The sequence below is a fragment of the Cecembia sp. genome (genome assembly GCF_007126775.1).
Classification (GTDB): Bacteria; Bacteroidota; Bacteroidia; order Cytophagales; family Cyclobacteriaceae; genus Cecembia.
The window spans coordinates 1-23,879 of sequence record NZ_SLAP01000165.1 but is presented as its reverse complement, the minus strand read 5'-3'; the positions used below and the strand labels follow the sequence as shown (position 1 = coordinate 23,879).

Sequence of the window (23,879 nt, the reverse complement as noted above, 5' to 3'; positions counted from 1 at the left end):
AGCATGAAAATGAAAAGAATTTTAATCTTTTATCGTTTAAATATTTTCATCCTATTTTTAATTTACAATATCTTTTTTTTTGGTTTTCATAGTAATTTAATCGCTCAGACTATTGCAGGTAGGGTATTTGATGCCAACACACGCAAGCCTTTACCATTTGCCAATGTATTTATTAGCAATACAACACTAGGTGCTACTTCTGATATCCATGGTAATTATAAGATTTCAGTTCCGACTCTTCAGAACTTTGAATTGGCAGCTTCATTTATCGGGTATTATACAAAATCCACAAGAATAGATATTATAAATAGTACTCATATCAATGTTGATTTTGAGTTGATTCCAAAAATTGATCAATTGGATGAGGTCGTGTTAAAAGCAAGAAGAGATAAAAAGTGGGAAAGAAATTTAAAAAGATTTGAGAAAGCATTTTTAGCACTTCCTGATGACCCCTTCCTCCAAAAGAACAAAATTTTAAATCCTTGGGTGCTAAATTTTGAGCAGCTTAAAGAAGGTGGGCGGAGATATTTTATGGCCAATGCCCAAGAACCAATACTAATTGAGAACAATGCTTTGGGTTACCAAATTGAATACCATTTACAGCATTTTATAGAGTGGAGAAGAGGTGTTCATTATAGCGGATTGGTTAAATTTGAAGAGATGGATGGTGAAAGTGATATAGAAAGAGAGAGAAATTCCACCTTTCGGGGCTCTCTGAGGTATTTCATCCAATCGTTGATACAGAATAAAATTGATACCCTGGAATTTGAAATGTACAAGGTTAACCCTCGTATATCAGCCAGTGAAAGAACTAATAATTTTGGTCAGGAATTAGGAAGGTCTATCATTAGAATTGGAAGGGATTCACTTTACATTTGTGAATTGTCTGAGAATAGGATCAGGGTGGAGTTGCCATACAAAGTAGAAGTACATAATCTAAAAATCCCTTGGCTAAGTGATTATTATGAATATATCAACAACAGTATTTTTTGGTTAGAAGCTCCAAGAGGATTTTTTATTGTGGATGAATCTGGTGTTTTACTTGATCCCAGTCAATTAGTGAGGTCGGGATTTGTAGGGCGGGAACGGATGGCCAGGTTTTTACCTTATGATTTCGAGCCTTCCGAAGAGTTCAGAGAGTTGACCGCTGTATTTGATTCTACTTTAGTGGAGAAATTAAAATGGAATTCTTTGAGAGAACGCCCTCATTTGAGCCTCAATAAATCATTTTATGAGCCTGGAGAAGTTCTTTGGTTTTCAGGTCACATGCTTTACCAAAACCCAATGAATGCAGATACGTTGAGTAGGGTATTATATGTTGACCTGTATGGAAAGGATTTTGAATTGCTTAAGTCAGAAAAGTTCGAAATAGTAAATGGACATGTTTCTGGGGTTTTTGAAATACCAGAAACGTTGTCTCCTGGAGATTTTGTGCTCAGGGCCTACACCAATTGGTCAAGAAACTACGGAGAGGATGGTTTTTCTTTTTTTCCTGTTCCTATTCTTTCCCCAGATCAATTGGCTTTATCTGAGACCTTAGAGGAGTGGGTGGATCCGGAAGGTGACATTGATGTGCATATTGAATGGGATTTTAAGCCAAGCCAATGGAATACAAAAGCCGAACTGAAAATTAATCTTTCCGAACCGTACCCAGATATTAAAGGAGGGATTTTCAATGTTTCCGTTTTGGATGTGGACTTAAATCCAGCTATAGGCTTACTACCTTCAATTTCCAATGCCATGGAATGGTTATTAGAATCAGAAACTGGGTTATCATATGAAACTCCAAAGTACCCAATAGAATATGGGATTTCTGTAAAAGGGTATTTTATAGACCGTCCTAAGAGACCTCTTTCAGTCCCTTTGACCATTGTAAAGGGAGAGTTGGAAGACTATGGAATTGTGGAGTCTGATAGCAACGGTTATTTTTGGGCTACAGGCCTTTCATTTACGGATTCTGCAACAGTTTCAATAGCAGCCCTAAATTCTAGGAGAAAGAGGTTTGGCAAAGTTCATTTGGCTCCTTCACTGTTACCAGTGGTGAAGCATTTTTATCCCAGGCTCCGCTACCAAAAAATTGCTAACCCATTCTCTCATTCAAAAATGAGCTACGCAGATTTATTGGAAGGTGAATTTTTTGAGTTGGATGAGTTCACAGTTTCAAGTGCTGTCATTGGAGATGCAGCATCTGATAATTATGGCTATGGGGATCCTGATAGGATTATTGGGCCAGAGCAGTTGGAACGATGGTCAGATTTAACCTTAGATAGAATTATTTCCATGTATATGCCTGGTGGAGGTATGGGTCTATATAATTGGGGTACAGAAGCTGGCTCGCCACTTCTGATAGTTGATGGCTCAAGGTTTTTCGAAACGGAAACCGAGTCAGTGATGAATTATTTGTCTACTTTCATTGCTTCTGAAGTTGAATCAATTAAAGTGTACACATTTTCTGCACCTGTCTTTGGTTTGCAGGGTTATGCTGGTGCAATACTTATAGAGACTAAAAAAGGTTCCAGAAGAATGAATGGAAGCCAGGTTTTTGATGATACCCAATTTGAAAAATTTAAAATCAGAGGATTTACTAAGGTCCCTGGATTTCCAGATTTTGAAAAACAGGATGGTGTAATTTTCCGTCAGTCAGCAGTGTATTGGAATCCAAAACTGGAGTGGGATAAAGACAAGACGAGCATTCCCATTTCTTTTGAAATGTCCAGTCAGACTAAGCGACTTCTAATCAAAATTGAAGGCCTTTCCAATGACAATGATCCGATTTCAAAAATTTTTTACGTTGATTTGGATAGTCCAGCTGCGAAGAGAGAACTATAATAAGTTTTGGCAAAAAATAAATTTAAAAATCCATATTGAGCTGCTCGGGAAACTGTTTGAAAGATTTCCGATGGATAGGGGTTAGTCCCAACTTAATTATTCCTTCTCTATGTAATTTGGTTGGGTAACCGGCATTTTTTTCCCAACCATATCCGGGGTATTGCATAGCCATTTTTTCCATCAGCTCATCCCTATATACTTTAGCAAGGATAGAAGCTGCCGCAATACTGGCAAATTTCCCATCTCCTTTTACAATGCATGAGTATGGAATGTCGATATTACTTTTGAATCGGTTGCCGTCAACAAGCAAATGATCGGGTTTGATATTCAAATTCTTAACTGCACGAGTCATGGCCAAGAAGGAAGCATAGAGGATGTTTATTTGGTCAATTTCTTCTACACTCGCCTCCGCTATGGCCCATGAAATAGCGGATTCCTTGATTTCGTCTACAAGAAAGGTTCTATTGGATTTGCTTATTTTTTTGGAATCATTGATGAATTCATTTGCATAATCAGCAGGCAAAATAACAGCAGCAGCTACCACTGGACCACATAGACAGCCTCTACCTACTTCATCGCATCCTGCTTCTATTCTATCAGATTCTAAAAATGGCTTCAGCATTTTCCTGATTGTCTTTTTGAGGTTTGTGGTATTTATGGATCATCTCAGCTACCAATCCTGTCCAACCTGTCTGGTGAGAAGCACCTAAACCGCTGCCATTATCTCCATTGAAGTATTCATAAAATAAGATGTAATCCTTGAAGTATGGATCTTCCTGTAATTTTTTATGCTTTCCATAAACAGGTCTGTATCCATTTTCATCTTTCAAAAATATTTTGATACACCTTAAAGACAGCTCTTTGGCAATCAAGTCAATGGTGAGATGATTTCCTGAGCCAGTGGGATATTCTATGGGAAATTCTCCTCCGTAATAATAATCAAATTTACGAAGTGATTCAATTATTAAATGGTTAATTGGGAACCAAATAGGACCTCTCCAATTGGAATTCCCTCCAAACATCAAAGAGTCTGATTCGCCTGGGGTATATTTTACAGTCATTATATCTCCATTGATTTTTAAACTGTAAGGATTTTTTTCGTGGACCTTGGAAAGGGACCTTATCCCAAATTCACTGAGAAATTCATCAGGATCTAACATTTTATTCAAAATACTTTTCATCCTATGGCCTCTCAAAAGGGAAAATAACCTTCTTTTTTCATATCCAGGTTGAATCCAGCTTGAAACCAAAGCAGCCAATTTGGGCTTTTCTTTTAGAAAAAATTCCATTCTCTTTTTAAAATCAGGTAGACTATCAAACATATCCACCCTTATAGATTCAACAGCAAAAAGTGGGATGATCCCAACAATAGATTTAACCTTCATTACCTGTGGTTCTTTTCTAGGGAGATGTATAATGTCAAAAAAGAAACTTTCCTCATCGTTCCACAAACTGATGTTCTCCCCTGAAATATTGCTCATTGCACCAGCTATGTAAAGAAAATGTTCCAAAAATTTCCCAGCAGTGTATTGGTAACTGTTGTTGAATTCACAAAGATCAAGTGAAATTCTGAGCATATTCAAGGAAAACATGGCCATCCAAGAAGTAGCATCTGCTTGTTCGAGCTTTCCACTGTAATGGTGGGCATGACTTCTGTCTATTACTGATATGTTATCGAGTCCAAGAAAGCCACCTTCAAAAATATTCTTTCCATCGCTGTCTTTTTGATTGACCCACCAGGTAAAATTGATCATTAATTTATGGAAGCATCGTTCCAAAAATTCCTGATCTCCTTTTCCCCCGTTCATTTTTTTATCAATTTGGTAAACCCGTTGTACTGCATAGGCATGAACGGGTGGATTCACATCGCTGAAATTCCATTCATAAGCGGGAATCTGGCCATTTGGATGCATATACCAATCATTGAGCAAAAGAACCAGCTGGCTTTTGGCGAAATCAGGGTCTATTCTTGCAATTGGAATACAATGGAATGCCAGATCCCATGCAGCATACCACGGATATTCCCATTTATCCGGCATAGAGATGATGTCGTAATTGTGTAAATGCCTCCAATTATGGTTTCTCCCTTTTTTTCGCTCCTTTGGAGGGGTGTATCTTCCAGGATCTCCTTCCAACCAACGTTCTACATTGTAATAATAAAACTGCTTACTCCACATCATACCTGCAAAGGCCTGCCTTTGGATGTTGCGCATATCTTTATCTTTCACCCTATCCTGAATTTCTGCGTAAAATTCATCCGCCTCTTTCTTTCTGACTTTCAGAATCTCATCGCAGGAAAGCACACTTTCCTTAATTTCCTGATGGGTCATTCTAAACTTTACCACGCTGCTAGAACCAGCAGGTATTCGGAATTTATAGATAGCAGCTGCTTTTGTACCATAATTGTCAGGATTAAGATGCTGGGAGAAGTTATGCACTACATAATCGTTGATCGCATCTTTCAGGTATTTCTTTTCATTTGGAATGTGATATAGCTTTTCTCTGTTGGTTTCATTATCACAAAATTTTAACTCTGGTTCCCCATCGAATGAGAAAAAATAATTCCCACTCTTGGGGCTATATGCCTTGATGCTTTGCTCATTTATTTTGGATAGTTTTGGCATAAATGGCTCATGCCCTGTAAACCAGTTCTTTCGAAACCATATCGTGGGCATTACCCAGATTTCCGCATCCTCTTTACCCCTGTTGTGGATGGTAGCTATTGCAGTAATATCTTCAATGTCCTCTTTTGCATATTCAATGAAAATATCAAAATAAGCATCGTTGTCAAAAAGTCCTGTATTCAGAATTTCAAATTCAGGATCATTCTTGGTTCTTATTCTGTTTTCTTCAACGAGTTGCTTGTATGGAAATGCATTTTGAGGGTATTTGTACAGCATTTTCATATAACTGTGACTTGGCGTAGAGTCCAGGTAGTAATACAATTCCTTGACATCCTCTCCATGGTTTCCCTGAGGGCCAGTCAATCCAAATAGCCTTTCTTTTATTATGGGGTCCTTTCCATTCCAAAAGGCCCAGGCCACACAAAGTTTTTGCTTATAGTCAGAAATTCCCCCAATTCCTTCTTCTCCCCAGCGATAGGCTTTACTTTTAGCTTCATCATGAGTCACATTGTCCCAAGCTGCTCCATTTGGGCTGTAATCTTCTCTAACAGTTCCCCACTGTCTTTCTGTAAGATAAGGACCCCACTTTTTCCAATGCTTTTTCCATTCCCTATCTTCTTTAAGCCTTTGTCTTTCTATATTCATGAACCTTGTATCCAATTAAACAGCCTCGAATTTACTGGTTTTTAAATAATCTCCGATGTAGATTATTTTTATTACTCAAAAATTTTACCAAGTAATCCAATTCAAACAAACAATTTCTAAGCTCTTTTATCTGTTTGGGATTTGGCAAAAATACCTAAACGGTATTAATTCGTGTATTAAACCAAAATGAATAGGGATAAGTTTAAATTGAAAATGAAATCAGGATGATATCATTCGGTTTTCTTTGATTGAAGGCAATGGGAAGGTGTTTACGGCCTGATTTTCGGCATGCAATAGATTTTGAAAAGTAGCATAAAAGCTGTTTGCCCATGCTTGAGGGTCATGTACAGGGAGTTTTTTCTTAAGTAAGTATTCGTCAAAGATGGAAAAATCAAATTCATGATGATGAATTCCTGCCCCTGAAATTTCTGCATCCAAAGCATTGCAGGATTGTTCGTATTGCCCTTTTACTGGAATGACCATTACAGGTTTACCTAAAAACATTGCCTCACAGATGGATTCAAACCCGGCGCTACATACCAATCCCTTACAACTTGCCATTTTTTCCAGGAAAAGGCGGTTGTTTATTTTATGAAAAATAAGATTGGGAAGAGGCTGATAAGGATTACATGCTTCTTTTTTGTCCCAAAATGCCACAATATTTATTTCTGGATTTTTTGTTGCAGTGGCTATTATTTCCTCACCATATCCGGAGTTGACCACATAAGAAAGGTAATAATCTCCTTTTTTTGAGCATAATTCTTTGAGCTCTTTCCTTAACAATGGTGGAAGTACGAAGAGACTTTTTCGGAGAGGAGGTTCCATTGGTCGAAAAGAAAGAGCCAACTCTTTGTCCGCTCCAAAAGCAGTGATTTTTGTATTGAGTATAAAAAGTAACTTTTGAATACCCTTACTTTTTGCAAAAGGGAAATCCTGATGCCCTATAAGGTACTGGTGACCGATAACCCAAAACCTGCATTTAGGTCTGAATAATAAATTATAAAGACCACCTAAAACATCATAAAAGTTCAATATGATATCCGGACGGTATACTTTAACCAGTGTATTTATTTCTATCAGACTATTGTAGAAGGTATTGGCTCTAAGAAAATTATGGATAATAGTTCTTGACAAACGGATAGTTTTTCCTTTTTTGTCAGTAATAAAATTGGGACTTTCGAAAGTATGTAATGGACAATCGAAAGCATTTTGTACAAAATCAGGAATTTCTCTTCTCTTGCTTGAGCCCAAGGCAACCGCTGTAAGCTCATGGCCATCGCTTTTAAGGTATTCTAATAAGGAAATGGCCTGGGTCATATGCCCTCTTCCTTCTCCCTGCACAATAAAAAGGAATCTCATCTGAAAAAAATGTTTTTGTTAAATCCGTCATCCGGAAGTTTTTGGATAGCAACAGTCTTTAAAGCGTCTTCCGGAAGGCTGATGACTTTTTGATCAAATTCCTTTTTGAATACAATCTCATTATAATAAATCAATTGCCAATTGCCATCAAAGTCCTCAGCCAAAGCACTCATGCTCTCTACCCAGTCTCCTGAATTCATATATGCAACGCCATCGATTACCCGATTTTCTGCTTTGTGAATGTGCCCGCAAATTATACCATCGCAGTTTTTTGCTCTGGCCATTTTTGCCAGCTCTTCTTCATATTGATCAATGTAAGAGACAGCAGATTTTACCTTCGATTTTACATATTGGGACAATGAAAAATATGGTAGCCCCCTTTTACGCCTGTGGTAATTGACCTGTCGATTGAGCCACAGCAAAAAAGTATAACCCATATCTCCCAAGTAAGCTATCCATCTAAAATTGGAAGTAACACTGTCAAAGACATCTCCGTGGGTGATGAAATACTTTTTGCCTTGACTTTCATAAACCATATCATTTTGAATAGAGAGATTCCCTATCTGAAGAGGAAGTACCTGGTCTAAAAAATCGTCATGATTGCCACGTAAATAAAACACTTTGGTGTTTTCTTGTTCGATCATTTTCAGAATTCTATTAAAAAACCTGGTGTGTTTTCTTTTCCACGCGCCAGACTTTTTCAATTGCCAACCGTCTATAATGTCTCCATTGAGGATAAGATTTTCGCAGCTATATTGCTTAAGAAATCTTGAAACCTCTTTGGCTTTTGACCCTTTTGTTCCAAGATGAACATCTGAGATCACGATAGTTTTGAAATTAGTTTTCAATGCTTTCAGTTTTGAAGCAATGTAAATCGGCTATGTCAACCTATGATGAATACCGTATTATCCTTTGGCTAAGTTTTGGATTATTAAAGCTTTGATTGTGAAACTATTGTTAACGGATTATTAAATTACCCGTTTTAAATGAAAAAAATCAAAGCTATGCTAAGATTGAGGGTTGATTTTATGGTATTCTAACAGAATGTTGTACATTTCCGTTGTAAGGTAAAACCCTAAGTGGTTTTAGGAGTTTACAATATCAGAACTTAATAACTTATGAGGAGTATAATTCCTTTTCTTTTTCTGGTTTTCATCGCATTTACTTCCTGTAATCAGGATGATAAAGAACCTGAGTTCAGTGTTGCCGGTTATTGGAACCTGATTCAGATAGTTCCTTCTTGGCCTGTGCCTGATTATGATGGTAAAGTGATTGATTTTAACGAGAAATATATTTTTAACCATGATGGAAGCTTTATTAAATTCTCAAATAGACCAAAAGGAATAGGAGAGAAGCTTCAAGTTCCTGTTCAGGCTTTGGGTGTGTATACTTTTTCTCCAATGGAACATGGTAATGACGAAATTATTTATGAGGTCAAGCTTGTTTTTGATACCAATCCTGAGATGGCAGCTAACTGTGGAGAGGCTAATACAGAATATCTTTTTATCACCAAATCCAATAAGCTTGTTAATACTTCTTGGTCCGCATGCGATGGTCTTGGGTATGTATATTCAAAATCAAAATAAACAGCATTTTTTTTAGCTGTTCAAGGACATTGAGATTCAAGCATTAAAAATCAATTTAAAAGTAGTGCCTTGTCCTAGGATGGAGCGTACTTGGATATTGCCTTTGTGTCTGCGCATGATTTGTTTGGATAGACTCAATCCGATACCCGAACCTTTTTTCTTGGTTGTAAAAAATGGAATGAAAATTTTAGATAAAGCATCTTCTTCAATACCTTTTCCACTGTCTGTGATTTCAATAATGATTTTCCCAGATTCATCTATGAAAGCTTCCAAGGAAATAACACGCATGACTGATTCTTCAACTGCATGGATAGCATTTTGAATGAGGTTGATCATTACCTGTTCTATTAGGTTTTGGTCTCCGAAAAGGATAAGTTCTTCCGGCTCAATCTTTGTTTTGAAGAGGATTTTATGGTTTTCAAATTGATGTTGGAGCAAAGTTTCCAATTGTCCAAATAAGTTTTTCAATTGAATGGTCTGGAATTTGGGCATTGGAATATGTGCCAGACTTCTGAAATCACTCACAAAGTTGATCATCCCCTCACTGCGTTTTTCGATGGTTTCCAAGGCCATAAAATAATCTTCCAACTCATGAGAAGGGACTGGTACGTCAATGTCAAGCTTGTGTGCTATGTCACCCTTAACAGTGGCAGCCAATGAAGAAATGGGTGCAATACTATTCATGATTTCATGCGTAAGAACCCTTACCAGGTTCTGCCAAGCCTCCATTTCTTTCTCTTCTAGCTCACTTTGTATATTTTGTAGAGAAACCAATTTGAATTTCGTGTCACGCAATACCAACTCAATTACATAAACAGATAGTTGCATGATACCGTCAGGATGTGCAATTTTGATGAGTTCACTTCCCCCAGTTCTTAGGTTGTGAATGGCGTGGTGCAGCTCTTTGTTAATTTTTTCAATCTCATTGATATTGGAAAGGAATTGAATATCCAGCATACGCTTGGCTGCGGTGTTGACAATTTGCACTTTTCCATCTTCATCAAATGTGATCAGACCAATGCTCAGGTGTTGAAAGACAGAACGAAAGTACTGGTAATTGGCCTCTTTTTCTGCCTGATCTTCCTGTAATTTGGCCAAAATGGCATTGAATTCAATATGCAGGTCATCTGTATCTGTACCGTCAAACTTTACTGGATACACATTATTGTAATTGTCCTGTTTGATGTTATCAAGAAACTGCCTTACCTTTTTGAAAGAACTCTCAGAATATCGTACCAAAAGAATGAATTGGGCTAGTACCAAGATGATAAACAAAGAAATAAGAAATACTCCCGATCCGTTAAGGATGAAATTAGAGAGTAAAAAGATAGAGACAGCCAGAAGGGCAATTCTCCCAAGCAGACCGACTTTATAATCCATATTTTTCCAACCTCCTGTATAATGAGGCCCGGGTAAGGCCTAACTCTTTTGCTGCTTTTGATATGTTCCCGCCATTTTTATCAATCACCCTTTGAATGGTGGTTTTTTCTACCTCATCTAAATTGAATGAAGCAGGGGTTGAAATTTTTTCATTCATGGGTTTGGCAGAAAGGAAAAAGAAATCCCTGCCATCGAGTTCGTCTCCATCTGCCATGATAATGGCCCTTTCTATGGCATGCTGTAGTTCTCTGATGTTCCCGGGCCAATTGTACCGTTGTAGTAATTGCATGGCAGAAGAACTGAAACCTTTGAAGCTTTTTCGGTATTTTTGACTGTAAGTTTTCAAAAAATGTTCAGCCAGTGTAGGGATATCGTCCTGCCGTTCCCTTAAAGGGGGAAGGTAGATCTCAACTGTATTGATCCTATAAAGTAAATCCTGACGGAAAGTATTTTCCATAACCATGTCATGTACAGGCATATTTGTAGCACATATCAATCTAATATCTACAGGTAGGGATTTATTGGTACCAATACGGGTCACCTCTCTTTTTTGCAGTACGGTGAGTAGCTTTGACTGTAGCGGCATACTTAAATTTCCAATTTCATCTAAAAATAGTGTTCCTTTATCTGCGATTTCAAATCTTCCTGCCCTATCTTCTTTGGCATCTGTGAATGCTCCCCTTTTGTGACCAAAAAGCTCACTTTCAAATAAAGTCTCGGTAATAGCACCCATATCTACGCCTACAAAAATTTCATTTTTTCGGAGTGATCTGTCATGTATAGCTCTGGCTATCAGTTCTTTTCCTGTCCCATTTTCACCGAGTATCAATACATTGGCATCTGTTTGGGCCACTTTGTCAATGATGGAGAAAATGTTCTTCATGGCAGTACTGCTGCCAATAATATCAGTGTAAGGCTTCTGGGCATCAGATTGCAATTGCTTTTGTTTTTTTGAGAGCTTATCGACCTCATCATAACTTTCTTTCAGCCTGCTTGCGGCAGTCAGTGTAGCCAGTAATTTTTCATTTTGCCAAGGTTTTAAAATAAAATCGGTAGCGCCTTCTTTTAAAGCCTTTACAGCCATTTCGACATCTCCAAAGGCTGTTATCAATATCACTACAGCTTTAGGATCAATTTCTTTTATTTGTTTCAACCAATGGAATCCCTCTTTGCCTGAGGTGGTGTCCTCTGTGAAGTTCATATCCAAAAGAATCACATCAAAACTGTTGTTGTTTACTAAAAAAGGGATTCTCCTTGGGTCCTTTTCTATAGTGACTTCCTTTGCATATTTTTTAAGCAACATCTTAGCTGCAAATAACAAGTCTTCATTATCATCTATGATTAGTATTTTCCCCAATTGTTGATTTTCCATGATGCTATTATTTTAGATATGTTATTGACAAAATAATGCCAGAGTTGTAAAATAGGTCATGAAGGTCCAGATGGCCTTAATATAAGAATTTAATGTTCAATATCGTACACTTTATTGAAAAAAACGGACAGTTGCTGTATTGACCGCTTATTGACTTTTAATCGGGGCTTAAAATTATTATCTTTATGCCTTAATCAATTCATAAATAATATATTATGTCAGTAGCAAATAAAGGAAATTCTGTGAAAGTTCACTACACCGGAAAACTTGAAGACGGTACTGTTTTTGACAGCTCAGCAAACCGGGAACCGCTTCAATTTACTCTTGGTGATGGCAATATGATCAAAGGTTTTGATACAGCTGTACACGGTATGGCAGTTGGAGATGAAAAGAGTGTGACCATTCCTTGTGTAGAGGCCTATGGTGAAAAAAGAGATGACATGATGTTAGATATCCCTTTGGCCCAGGTCCCTCCTCATATCAAGCCGGAAGTCGGAATGGAGCTTTCATTACAAAATCAGGCAGGCCAACCTGTACCTGTAAAGGTTACCAACGTTGATGAAGAAAAAATCACACTTGATGCCAACCATCCTTTGGCAGGAAAAGACCTGATTTTTGATATAACTTTGGTTGAAATAGCATAATTTAAGTATACCCATAATAAAAACAGCCCTATTTATTCTAGGGCTGTTTTTTTATATCCTTTAGTGGACTTTGTTCCAATGGATAGATCATTACCCTCCTATCATTGTAAAATATCAATTGATAGCGATTAGCAATCACATGATAGTTCAATAATTCATCAGGAAGGGAGAAAACGTTTTCTTGTCCTGATTGATAGTTCAATAATTTGAGTTTGCCAAGTTCATTAAAAATCAGGTTACTTTCTAAAAAAGACAATCTTTGGGTAATTTCTTTAGGGATATTTTTTATGAAGTTACCCTGATTATCCAATATATAAATCCCCTCATCTTCTATACTCAAAAACAAAAGGTTTTGATATTCTCTCATATCCCTGATTTCAAAAGAAGACTTGTTAAAAATTAAATTTAGAGGTTGGTTTTGAAATATTCTGTTTCTTCTATAATCCCATTGTTTGAGAGATAAATCTGTTTCATCGAATGCCCATATAATATTATTATTGCCTAAAGTTGCAATTTTAACCACGTTAAAATGTTCCAAAGGAATACGGTTTTCAGAAACTGGGTTGATAAATCTGTCCAAAATCCTGTACTCCTGTAAATCTGCAGAAAAAGTAAATATATTTACTGTCCAAGCCGCTTCCAGATGGGAAATAGCAGCCTGCCTATTGGGTGAAAAATTATTGATTTCTTTGCCTCTTTGATCATATTGATAAATATTACCTTCAGTGTCTGCGATGAATATAAAACCCTGATTATCCACGGAAAGCTGACTTAGTCTGGGGAACTCAATTAGAATAGGGTTACCCCAATCCTGCTGACCTGAAAGTGGTTGAATTAGGTTTAATAATAATAGTATCAATATGATTTTTTTCATCCTTGGTATTTTTTCAATTCGAATTCAAGGCCATCAAATACACCATAAGTAAAATGGTTAACCCACTCTCCAAGATTGAAGTATCGGGATCCCTCACCAACTGGGAGATCAAGTGGAAGATGCCGATGTCCAAATATAAAATAGTCAAAATGTTTCTTTTGGATTAAATCATTGCAATAAGCCCATAGCCATTCATCCCCCCCTTTGAATTCCCCTTCGTTTTTTTTCATATTGGTTATGCGGCTATTTTTAGACCATTTATGGGCTAGACGGACACCAATATCGGGGTGCAGCCATTTGAATAGCCACTTACAAAAAGGATTGGTAAATATTTTTTTCAGCACTTTATAATGTTCATCCCCAGGACCTAGTCCATCTCCATGACCAATTAAGAAAGTTTTATTTTCGATAGTGATCTCTATAGGATGATGGTATACAGGTATTTGAAGTTCCTTTGTGAAATAATCATCCATCCATAAATCATGATTTCCCGTAAAGAAAAACACAGGGATATTCTTTTCTTTAAGGTCAGCAATTTTCCCTAAAAAACGAATAAATCCTTTGGGAACAACCTTATCATATTCAAACCAAAAATCAAAGATGTCTCCTACCAGGAAAATGGCAGCCGCCTCTTCTTCAATACTATTTAACCAATTGATTATTTTTTTTTCCCGGATTTTGCTCAGGGCTTCATCCGGCGCTCCGAGATGAAAATCAGAAGCAAAAAAAACTTTTTTGTTGTGAAGGGATATATTCATGCCTGTTTTAAGAATCCAGCACCGAATTTAGAGAACTTTTAACTGATAAAAAAAATAACCTCCCAAGTCAGGAGGTTATTGAATGCCTAAATTAGATCTGGATTAGCTCTTATCCTCTTCTATCTTTTGAGGTTGCTTTTCATCACTTCCCTCATCATTGATTTTCGGTTTATTTTCCGATTTTAGTTTTTCTTCCTTTTCTTTTGCATCTACTTTTTTAGTAAATGCTTCGTAAGTAGTCTCTTTGGCAAAAGGTCTCTTTCCAATAAGCTTCTCCAAATCAGTCTGGAAAAGGATTTCTTTTTCAAGTAATTCCTTTGATAAAATTTCTAGCTCTGCTTTCTTCTCATTCAGAAGCTTTTTAGTTCTTTCGTAAGCAGAAGCTATTAGCTTTCTGACTTCTTCATCTATGGTTTCTGCAGTAGTTTCGGAATAAGGCTTGGTCATTTTGTATTCATTGCTTTTACTGTCGTAAAAGGAAACATTGCCTATTTTGTCATTCATACCATAAACTGAGACCATAGAGTAGGCCATTTTAGTGACCCTTTCAAGATCACTCAGTGCTCCTGTGGAAATTTTACCAAATATAATCTCCTCTGCCGCACGTCCGCCTAAGGTCATGCACATTTCATCTATTAACTGCTCGGTTTGATACAGAAACTGTTCTTTGGGTAGGTACTGTGCATATCCAAGGGCAGCAACACCTCTCGGTACAATGCTTACTTTGACCAATGGGTCAGCATGCTCAAGAAACCATCCCGCCACAGCATGACCAGCTTCGTGGTATGCTACTATTTTTTTCTCCTCTGGAGAGATGATTTTATTTTTCTTTTCAAGACCACCAATGACCCTATCAATAGCATCCTGGAAGTCTTGCATGTCTACTGCAGATTTATTTCTCCTTGCAGCAATCAGCGCTGCTTCATTACAGACATTGGCAATCTCAGCTCCTGCAAATCCTGGTGTCTGCGCAGCTATTTTCTTAGCATCTACATCATCAGAAATTTTGATTGGCTTAAGGTGTACTTTGAAAATAGCTTCTCTACCAATAATATCAGGCTTGTCTATACTGATCTGTCTGTCAAATCTTCCCGGTCTCAAAAGCGCAGTATCCAAAACATCCGGCCTGTTGGTTGCGGCCAATACGATTACACCTGAATCTGTACCGAAACCATCCATTTCTACCAGCAAAGAATTCAGTGTGTTTTCTCTTTCATCGTTGGAACCTGGCATTTGCCCCTTACCTCTTGACCTTCCGATAGCATCTATTTCGTCGATAAATATAATACATGGAGCTTTTTCTTTAGCCTGCTTGAACAAGTCTCTGACCCGGGCAGCACCAACACCAACAAACATTTCCACAAAATCGGAACCTGAAAGGGTATAAAATGGAACACCTGCTTCACCTGCCACTGCTTTTGCAAGCAATGTCTTTCCAGTTCCGGGAGGGCCTACAAGAAGGGCACCCTTGGGGATTTTTCCACCAAGTTTAGTGAATTTGGATGGGTTTTTAAGGAATTCAACAATTTCCTGTATTTCTTCTTTGGCCTCATCCAATCCTGCCACATTGTCAAAAGTAATTTTGACTTTATTCTCAGCATCAAACAATTGCGCCCTGGATTTCCCAACATTGAAAATCTGGCCTCCAGGCCCACTTGGTCCTGCCATTCTCCTCATCATGATCCAAAAGAGAAGAAAGAGCAGGATAAGAAACCCAAAACTTCCAAACCAATTGGTCCAGGATTCTTGGGTTTTTGCTGTATATCCTATTCTTTGATCATCAGGTTTAGCTGACTCAAGATTTTGAAAATCTTCAATGAATTTGTCTACTGAAGCAATTCTTACCTGATAATGTGGGCCAGCTGGAGTGAAAAAGGGACTGTTGGCCTCTAGTTCTTCCTTGTATTTGGTATTTTGCAGACTTTCTGGTCTCAGACTGACCTCTACCAAGTTTTGGTTGTAAATCACCACTACTTTGGCGACATCGTTGGCCAGATACATGTCCTCAAAACGCTTCAGGGTAACATCGATGACGGTACTTCTTTGGTTAAACCAAGTAATCCCTATCAACACAATTACCGCTGTGATGATCAGCCAAAGCTGAAAATTGGGCTTTTGAGGTGTTTTGGGAATGAAGTTTTTATTTTTATTCTTCTCGCTCATTCTTATATACTATAGTGACTTGAACTCATTTAAAACGTTTTTGATGCTTGAAAGTTCAAAACTTTCAGGATTCAATTTTAGTAATTTTAGCATCTCCCCATAATTCCTCAAGACCATAAAATGTTCGCCTTTCCTTTAAAAAGATATGTGCGACTACATTTACATAATCCATAAGAATCCATTGTTTATTATTTTTACCCTCACTTCGAAAAGGCTTTTCTTTGCTGGATTTGATCACCTCTTCTTCAACAGCGTCGGATATGGCTTCTATTTGTGTGTCTGAATTACCGGAACATATGACGAAAAAATCTGTGAAGGCGTTTTTTACACCTCTTAGATCCATTACAACAATATCGGAAGCTTTTTTTTCTTCCATTCCTTTAATGATAACTTTACTCAGCTCTTCTGCTGTCATACTTAATTGTGCTAATTTTGTTTTTAGGTTATAACTCTTCCGGCAAATGGAAACTAAATATCTTGATTGCCTTACAAATTAACTAATAAAAGAATGTATAAAATCCTTGCCAATACGGTTTTTCTTGGAAAAGATATCCATTTCCTGACAGAGTGTCACTCTACTAATGATATGGCAATGGAAAAAATTAAAAATGGAGAATTGACAGAAGGCAGTATCGTGATCACGGAGGTCCAAACAAGAGGGAAAGGGCAGCGGGGAAATATATGGTGGTCAGTGCCTTATAAAAATTTAACCTTTTCACTTGTACTAAAGCCTTATTTTTTGAAACCTTCTGAGCAATTTGAATTGAGTATAGCAATTGCTCTCGCTGTTGTTGAAACCCTATCGGACTATTTTTCAGGCGTCAGAGTAAAATGGCCAAATGATGTTCTTCATGAGGTTTATGGGAAATTGGGAGGGATTTTAATTGAAAATATCATCAATCAGAAAGGAATTGAATATTCAATTATTGGGATTGGGTTGAATATCAACCAAAAAATGAGTGATTTACCCTTTTCAACTTCCTTTATGGATCTTACAGGAAAGGAATGGGATAAAGCTGAAATATTCGAAATTTTGGTCCAAAAAATTGAAAAAAACTATCTTTTATTAAAAAAAGGGCAAAAGAATGTTTTGAGAGCGCTTTATTTAAGCCAATTGTACAGGTTTGGAAAAGAGGCAGATTATTTTGATGAAAGGCCATTTAAAGGTAAAATAGTTGGTATTGGGTCGGATGGAAGACTGATTATTGAAAAAACAGACGGATCACTCAACCATTATGCCTTTAAAGAGGTTAGATACCTGTGAGTCTGTCATTTTATATTGTGCTCCAAAAAGCCTAAATTTGCATCTTCTAAATTGAAAATCAATTCATTAATTACTTAATAATATGTCTGAAATTAAATCTGACAAATTCATCCAATACAAGGTGAAAGACATCTCCCTGGCAGAGTGGGGAAGAAAAGAAATAAAATTAGCGGAGGCCGAAATGCCTGGTTTGATGGCCATTAGAGAAGAATATGGGCCGTCACAGCCCTTGAAAGGGGCAAGGATAGCTGGTTGTCTTCACATGACCATTCAGACTGCCGTTTTGATAGAAACATTGACAGCTTTAGGTGCTGAAGTTACCTGGTCTTCGTGCAATATCTTCTCTACCCAAGACCATGCAGCAGCAGCCATTGCAGCAGCGGGAATTTCTGTTTATGCATGGAAAGGAATGACTGCAGAAGAATTTGATTGGTGTATTGAGCAGACACTTTTCTTTGGTAAAGAAAGAAAACCTTTAAATATGATTTTGGATGATGGGGGAGACCTTACCAATATGGTTTTGGATAATTATCCAGAGCTTGTGGCAGGTATCAAAGGCCTTTCAGAAGAAACTACCACGGGTGTACACAGGTTGTATGAGCGCATGAAAAAAGGTACCCTACCCATGCCTGCAATCAACGTCAATGATTCAGTTACCAAGTCAAAATTTGATAATAAATATGGCTGCAAGGAGTCTTTGGTAGATGCCATTAGAAGAGCAACTGATGTAATGATGGCAGGGAAAGTAGCGGTTGTTGCAGGATATGGAGATGTAGGTAAGGGATCTGCAGCTTCGTTAAGAGGTGCTGGTGCAAGGGTAATTGTAACCGAAATAGATCCAATTTGCGCCCTTCAGGCAGCAATGGACGGGTTTGCGGTTAAGAGAATGGTAGATGCTGTAAAAGAAGCTGATATTGTAGTCACCGCTACAGGGAACAAAGACATCATTTCTGAAGCACACTTTAGGGCAATGAAGGATAAAGCTATTGTTTGTAATATAGGCCACTTTGACAATGAGATAGATATGGCTTGGCTCAATAAAAATTATGGCCAAACAAAAGATGTCATAAAGCCCCAAGTGGATTTATATACTATAGAGGACAAGCAAATCATTGTTCTTGCAGAGGGTAGACTTGTGAATTTGGGCTGTGCTACTGGACACCCATCTTTTGTAATGTCCAACTCTTTTTCAAATCAGACATTGGCTCAAATTGAACTTTGGACCAATATTGATAAATATGAGGCGGGAGTATATGTATTGCCCAAGCATTTAGATGAAAAAGTAGCAGCATTCCATTTGTCTAAGTTGGGCGTGGAGCTAGATAGTCTTACAAAAGATCAGGCTGAATATATTGGTGTAACGGTTGAAGGGCCATTTAAACCAGAATATTACAGGTACTGATCCTCTTTTGGCAAAAAAATAAAAACCCACTGATATCCCAGTGGGTTTTTTTATGTTATATCTTTACTCCTATATAGTTCCTTCCCTATCACTAAAGAACAGCCATTCAATTGCTTTTGGGAATTCATCACTCCAGTAAGTCTCACTGTGTTTTCCTTCCATATTAATGCTCAGATTTACCTTTATTTTTTCTTTTACCGGTTCTTTTTTCAATAATCTTTTTTTGAATTTTTTGACATGTTTGATCATGGTTTCACTTTCATCACCACCTGCATACAGATAAATTTTGGTTTCCATAGGAGCAAAAATATCTAAAAATGAAAATTTTATTTTCGGAATAACCCAGAGAGAAGGAGAAAAAATCATGAGCTTTCCATATACTTCGGGATACATCAGCCCGCTAAAAATACTGACCAAGCCCCCCATAGAGCTTCCTCCGATCCCAGTAAATTCCCGTTCAGGTTTGGTTCTGAAATTTTTATCAATAAAAGGTTTGAGTGTGTCGGTTACAAATCGGATGTATTTTTTTCCTTGCCCTTCTCCGAGTAAGGTTTTCCCAACATTGTATTCCAAAAGTCTTTCTTTTTCTGCGTGTTCAATGGCAATAATGATGATTTTTCCAATACCATAGTCTGACATTACGGCCAATTTTTTATCAATTTGCCAATTACCGAAGGGAGCATTTTCATTGAAGAGATTCTGAGCGTCCTGTAAATATAAAACTGGGTAATGTTCCTCTGAAGTCTCGTAATCATAGGGGAGTAAAGCCCAAATTTTTCTTTTTTTGTTCAGTTGAGGGATTTCAAATTCTTCGGATATCAGATGTACTTGCGGAAGTTGACTGGGCCTGTAGGGTAACCAGTTCTTTCTCCATTTGGGGACATGTTCTTCTTGGATACCTGACCTTTTAATACAAAGTCTATTCGAGGTTTTGTTTCCATATCGGTCTATCTCCACTTCAGACCAGTCTCCTTTTGTGAATTTATAAGCCAAGGTGTCCGGAAAATCAAAATTAGCAGGGAAGGTATATTGGTATTCTCCTTCCTTAATGCGATGAAGCATAAATCGCCGGTCCTGTGTCTCCCAGTTATTAAAATTACCGGAAAGATAGACAGGTCTGTGATCATCTTCATCTGTTCTAAGGAGAATAGTAAGTTCTTGATTATTTTTTGAACTGTTTATTTCTACCGTCTCTGTTTTTTCTTCAGAATCCATTTTGTGATGCTCCGGAAATTTGTTTCGATATATCCTTAAAGGAAGGAAGTGGATGTTTGATCAAAAGGCAGCTAAACAATAATTTTTACGAATTGCTAGGTTAATGGCCGTATTAAAACCTGACAGGGGATGTCCTGTTGAGTGGAAGCTGTATCATGATAGCAGATTCCCCCTCTTTTGCGTGACATGCGTTACAGGCAGAGGTAAATATTTGAAAGCCTTTCAAGAATTCCTCTTTATCTTCTTTTTCCAACAAGGATTCCATATAAGGAAGTGTTTCATTCATAAAATCTTCAGCCGAGGCTGCCCTTACAGGCCTTCTTTTGAGTCCATCTTCCATTGCCTCAATGATGTGTTCTATTTGGTGATCAGCATAACCCCAGTTTTCATCCATAGCAGCCCAGTAAAGTTCTGAATAGCGGTACCCTACCTCTACCATAGTCCTACTGTAGCCTCCCAATTGGTGTGCCACTTCTTCAAATTTTTCCTCGCTAGTGCCCTCAAGCCAGCCATCTAAACCCACGGCTGTAGACTTTTCTTCGGTTGTAGATTGACATGAACCTATTGCAAGGGCTATACCGATAGTAAACATTAATTTTTTCATAAATTTTTCAGATTGTTGATCAATTGTAAAGTATGCACTGCTGCAATACCTGCTGTTTCACTTCTGAGTCTGCTTTTTGCTAAAGAACAGGGAAGAAAGTGTTGGTCAAATGCCATTTGAAGTTCTTGTTCAGAGAAATCACCTTCAGGACCTATCAATATAATGTATGCTCGGTCTTTTGAGGCCTTTTCAAATAAGTGCCTGCTGTTGTCTTCATCTACATAGGCTATAAACCTCTGGTAATCGTCGAAAGTTTTATCCTGTACCAATTCCTGCATGGGCCTGATGGGATTCAATTTTGGAAAGTGGGTTTTTAAACTTTGTTTGCAGGCAGCTATTACTTTCTTTTCTATACGGTCCATTTTCAGATGTGGCCTTTCAGAATGTTCTGAAACCATGAACGTAATTTCATGGACTCCGATTTCTGTAATTTTTTCCACCATCCACTCCATTCGGTCCGAATTTTTGGTTGGGCTGATTGCCAAATGGATATAAAAATCTTCTTGAGGAATGAAATGCCTTTTATTTATCTGAATTTTAGTTTTTGCTGGACTGGCCTGAATGATGGTGCCGGTAAAAAGGCATCCCCTGCCATCGGTAAACCGGACCTGATCTCCAAGCGTTTTCCTGAGCACTTTGGTAAGGTGCCTGGATTCATCAGGACCTAGGTAAAAAACGTCTTCTTGGGTATTTTCATGATAGAAAAGCTGCATCCTGTTTTTTCATGCTATTTGTCAGATTCAAAAATATGCAATATATATAGAAAAGACACAGATATTGGATTTAAAAAAAAGCGTAATCCCTCAGGGACTACGCTTTAACAACACTAACCTTTATAAACTATATAAACCAATTATTCAAATTATCCTTTTGAAATTTCCATATTGACAGACTTGCCCTTAATGGTATTGTTCTTCATCACTTTGATTACATGATCAGCATCTTTTGAAGGGACATCCACAAACGAAAAGTTATCAAAAATATCAATTCCGCCTATATTTTTTCCTGGTACACCGGTTTCCCCTGCAATGGCACCAACAATATCATTTGGTCGGATTCTATCTTTTTTACCAAGATTCAAGAATAATCGAGCCATTCCAGGCTCTCTAACTCCTTTTTCTCTTCCCCCTCTTCTTTCGCTTCTTTCGCTTCTTTCGCCTCTTCCGCTTCTATCTCTTTCTCTTCCACGCTCTCTACCTCTTCTTTCCCCTCTATCACTTCTGACTCCCCTGTCTCTGTCTCTTCCAAGATCTAAATTGAAGTTCTGCTCTTGCATTTCTTTCACAGCATCCGCCAATTGAATTTTGGTAAGTGCTAAAACAATTTGCTCCATGCTAAGACCTTCAGTCAACATTTGACCAATAGCATCTTCGTAAAAGCTATTGTCTTCATCTTTGCTCAAATGTCTATTGACATCTTTGATCAATTGTTCTTTCTTCAGTTCGATCAAGTCGGCAACTGAAGGTGGATCCATTTTGGAGATGGAAGTCTTAATGAATTTTTCCAAATCCTTGATTTTGAACATGTCTTTTCTACCTGTCACAAAACTGATTGCAGCACCAGACTTTCCAGCACGGCCTGTTCTTCCGATTCTGTGTACATAATTTTCCTCATCTAAAGGAAGGTCAAAATTGAAAACAGCCTCAACATTATCCACATCTATGCCTCTTGCAGCAACATCGGTGGCTACTAAAACCGAAACATGTCCTTTTCTGAACTTGTTCATGACTTTGGTACGTTGTGCCTGGGAAAGGTCGCCATGAAGGGCTTCAGCAGTAATTCCTCTGGCAGCAAGCTCTTCTGTAACCTCATCCGTAACCCTTTTGGTGTTGCAGAATACCACGCTCAATTGAAATTGGTGGAGGTTGATTAACCTGGACATCAATTCAAGTTTTAAAGCAGGCTTAACCTCATAGTATACCTGAGAGATATTCTCTACTGTCAACTCCTTTCTAAGCACTCTTACAATTTCGGGGTTATCCTGAAATTTTCTGGTCAAGTCCATGATAGGCTTAGGCATTGTAGCAGAGAAAAACACAGTCTGACGCTCCTCAGGACAATCACTGAGAATATTCTCTATATCTTCCCTGAACCCCATATCCAACATTTCATCTGCCTCGTCAAGAACAATAATGCGTACGTGGTCTAGATTCAATGTGCCCCTGTCCATGTGATCCATGATCCTTCCAGGAGTACCTACTACAATCTGAACACCTTTTTTAAGGCTTCTGATCTGCCTGTCTATTGCTTCACCACCATAAATGCAAGTAGAAGATACCCCTCTTTTGTATTTAGATAGTTTGACAATTTCACCTTCAACCTGAACAGCAAGTTCCCTTGTAGGGCAGAGTATCAAGGCTTGAGGTTTGTTAAATGAAGCATCAACCATGTCAATAATTGGAATAGCAAAAGATGCAGTCTTACCTGTACCGGTTTGTGCTTGTCCAATAACATCTTTACCTTCTAATAAGTAGGGGATAGATTGTGCTTGAATAGTAGAAGGATGGGTATAGCCCATATCTTCCACTGCCTTGAGAATTTCAGCCGAAATCCCAAGGTCTGAGAATAATAATTCTTTTTCCATGAAATGTTTCCTTACTTCTTCTAATCCATGACTCCTACAAGTAACCCAAGTCAAGCGACAGAAAGGAAACCCACGGTTAGAAAAATATTAATAATTAATTCGGGTACAAAGGTATGAGTAAATAATTATAAAAGCAAGGACATGCTATTGCTTGATAAAATATTCTGGAAAAATATATACTTTTTATGGAGGAAAATTTTGAAGCAAAGCGCATTTTTGTGTTTTTCCAAATTTGCTTTGCTTCAACTGCCAATCAAATGTGAGCTTTCGAAAGGTTATTTACAAGAGAGATATATTTTTCTACTGCTTCCTGCTTGTCCATGCCTTTTAATTTAGACCATGCATTGTACTTGGCTGCAGCCACAAAATCAAAACCTCCTGGAGGCTCATCTTGGTTGTCTCCTTCTGTTGCTTGTTTGTAAAGACTGTATAGCTTCAAAAGCTCTTCATTCCCAGGTTTACTGGTGAATTTTTTTGTCAGGTTAAAGGCTTCTTCTAAAGTAGTTACATGCATAAGTAAACTCATTTTGCGTTTATTAGTTTCCAAATATAGCAAAACTTTAGTTTCGGAAAATT

Annotated in this window: 20 protein-coding genes; 5 read left to right on the top strand and 15 right to left on the bottom strand. The window is 37.8% G+C overall.

From position 1 onward, the window contains the following. Window positions 1–9 precede the first annotated feature (9 nt). A complete protein-coding gene (locus QZT73_RS10715; protein WP_291788096.1) occupies window positions 10–2,829 on the top strand; it encodes a carboxypeptidase-like regulatory domain-containing protein in 2,820 nt (939 codons plus the stop codon). Between the two features lie 22 nt (window positions 2,830–2,851). Here QZT73_RS10715 and QZT73_RS10710 read toward each other — a convergent pair whose 3' ends face one another. From QZT73_RS10710 to QZT73_RS10695, 4 genes are all read right to left on the bottom strand, one after another. Continuing rightward, a complete protein-coding gene (locus QZT73_RS10710; protein WP_291779366.1) occupies window positions 2,852–3,451 on the bottom strand; it encodes a ribonuclease HII in 600 nt (199 codons plus the stop codon). Continuing rightward, window positions 3,426–6,098, bottom strand: a complete 2,673-nt coding sequence (locus QZT73_RS10705) for a glucosidase (RefSeq protein ID WP_291788094.1) — start codon at window positions 6,096–6,098, stop codon at window positions 3,426–3,428. The genes QZT73_RS10710 and QZT73_RS10705 overlap by 26 nt, the downstream gene beginning before the upstream one ends. A 219-nt stretch (window positions 6,099–6,317) precedes the next feature. Further along, window positions 6,318–7,457, bottom strand: coding sequence for a glycosyltransferase family protein (locus tag QZT73_RS10700; protein WP_291788092.1), 1,140 nt, complete (start codon window positions 7,455–7,457; stop codon window positions 6,318–6,320). Beyond that, window positions 7,454–8,305, bottom strand: a complete 852-nt coding sequence (locus QZT73_RS10695) for a UDP-2,3-diacylglucosamine diphosphatase (protein WP_291788090.1) — start codon at window positions 8,303–8,305, stop codon at window positions 7,454–7,456. The genes QZT73_RS10700 and QZT73_RS10695 overlap by 4 nt, the downstream gene beginning before the upstream one ends. 270 nt (window positions 8,306–8,575) lie before the next feature. On the opposite strand from QZT73_RS10695, the gene QZT73_RS10690 reads away from it, so the two are divergent. Beyond that, the gene (locus QZT73_RS10690; protein ID WP_291778816.1) at window positions 8,576–9,043 is read left to right on the top strand and encodes a hypothetical protein; all 468 of its coding nucleotides are present in this window, start codon (window positions 8,576–8,578) and stop codon (window positions 9,041–9,043) included. Between the two features lie 36 nt (window positions 9,044–9,079). Here the strand turns inward: QZT73_RS10690 and QZT73_RS10685 are convergent, their stop codons facing one another. Next, window positions 9,080–10,423, bottom strand: a complete 1,344-nt coding sequence (locus QZT73_RS10685; protein WP_291778813.1) for an ATP-binding protein — start codon at window positions 10,421–10,423, stop codon at window positions 9,080–9,082. Further along, the gene (locus tag QZT73_RS10680) at window positions 10,413–11,795 is read right to left on the bottom strand and encodes a sigma-54 dependent transcriptional regulator (RefSeq protein WP_291778810.1); all 1,383 of its coding nucleotides are present in this window, start codon (window positions 11,793–11,795) and stop codon (window positions 10,413–10,415) included. The genes QZT73_RS10685 and QZT73_RS10680 overlap by 11 nt, the downstream gene beginning before the upstream one ends. Window positions 11,796–12,010: 215 nt before the next feature. On the opposite strand from QZT73_RS10680, the gene QZT73_RS10675 reads away from it, so the two are divergent. Next, entirely contained in the window at window positions 12,011–12,439 is a 429-nt protein-coding gene (locus tag QZT73_RS10675) for a peptidylprolyl isomerase (protein WP_291788089.1), read from the top strand. A gap of 37 nt (window positions 12,440–12,476) precedes the next feature. Here QZT73_RS10675 and QZT73_RS10670 read toward each other — a convergent pair whose 3' ends face one another. From QZT73_RS10670 to rsfS, 4 genes are all read right to left on the bottom strand, one after another. Continuing rightward, the gene (locus tag QZT73_RS10670; RefSeq protein ID WP_291788087.1) at window positions 12,477–13,313 is read right to left on the bottom strand and encodes a hypothetical protein; all 837 of its coding nucleotides are present in this window, start codon (window positions 13,311–13,313) and stop codon (window positions 12,477–12,479) included. Then, window positions 13,310–14,071 (bottom strand): UDP-2,3-diacylglucosamine diphosphatase, encoded by a 762-nt coding sequence (locus QZT73_RS10665; protein ID WP_291788084.1) that lies wholly within the window; start codon window positions 14,069–14,071, stop codon window positions 13,310–13,312. The genes QZT73_RS10670 and QZT73_RS10665 overlap by 4 nt, the downstream gene beginning before the upstream one ends. A 102-nt stretch (window positions 14,072–14,173) precedes the next feature. Continuing rightward, window positions 14,174–16,234 (bottom strand): ATP-dependent zinc metalloprotease FtsH, encoded by a 2,061-nt coding sequence (gene ftsH / locus QZT73_RS10660; RefSeq protein WP_291784110.1) that lies wholly within the window; start codon window positions 16,232–16,234, stop codon window positions 14,174–14,176. Between the two features lie 64 nt (window positions 16,235–16,298). Continuing rightward, window positions 16,299–16,649, bottom strand: coding sequence for a ribosome silencing factor (gene rsfS / locus QZT73_RS10655; RefSeq protein WP_291784108.1), 351 nt, complete (start codon window positions 16,647–16,649; stop codon window positions 16,299–16,301). A 93-nt stretch (window positions 16,650–16,742) separates the two neighbouring features. On the opposite strand from rsfS, the gene QZT73_RS10650 reads away from it, so the two are divergent. Then, on the top strand, window positions 16,743–17,498 hold the full coding sequence (locus tag QZT73_RS10650) for a biotin--[acetyl-CoA-carboxylase] ligase (protein WP_291784106.1): 756 nt from the start codon (window positions 16,743–16,745) through the stop codon (window positions 17,496–17,498). 82 nt (window positions 17,499–17,580) lie between these two features. Then, entirely contained in the window at window positions 17,581–18,900 is a 1,320-nt protein-coding gene (gene ahcY / locus QZT73_RS10645) for an adenosylhomocysteinase (protein ID WP_291788080.1), read from the top strand. Window positions 18,901–18,969: 69 nt separating this feature from the next. Here the strand turns inward: ahcY and QZT73_RS10640 are convergent, their stop codons facing one another. The 5 genes from QZT73_RS10640 to QZT73_RS10620 form a co-directional block, all read right to left on the bottom strand. Further along, complete coding sequence (locus QZT73_RS10640; protein WP_291788077.1) at window positions 18,970–20,115, bottom strand: alpha/beta hydrolase-fold protein; 1,146 nt, start codon at window positions 20,113–20,115, stop codon at window positions 18,970–18,972. Between the two features lie 112 nt (window positions 20,116–20,227). Further along, complete coding sequence (locus QZT73_RS10635) at window positions 20,228–20,719, bottom strand: hypothetical protein (protein WP_291778648.1); 492 nt, start codon at window positions 20,717–20,719, stop codon at window positions 20,228–20,230. Further along, the gene (locus QZT73_RS10630) at window positions 20,716–21,432 is read right to left on the bottom strand and encodes a 16S rRNA (uracil(1498)-N(3))-methyltransferase (protein ID WP_291788075.1); all 717 of its coding nucleotides are present in this window, start codon (window positions 21,430–21,432) and stop codon (window positions 20,716–20,718) included. Before QZT73_RS10630 ends, QZT73_RS10635 begins: the two co-directional genes overlap by 4 nt. A 149-nt stretch (window positions 21,433–21,581) precedes the next feature. Further along, window positions 21,582–23,303, bottom strand: a complete 1,722-nt coding sequence (locus tag QZT73_RS10625; protein WP_291778654.1) for a DEAD/DEAH box helicase — start codon at window positions 23,301–23,303, stop codon at window positions 21,582–21,584. A gap of 253 nt (window positions 23,304–23,556) precedes the next feature. Next, window positions 23,557–23,879, bottom strand: a 323-nt coding sequence (locus tag QZT73_RS10620; protein WP_363331094.1) for an acyl-CoA-binding protein, incomplete at its 5' end; no start/stop codon positions are given.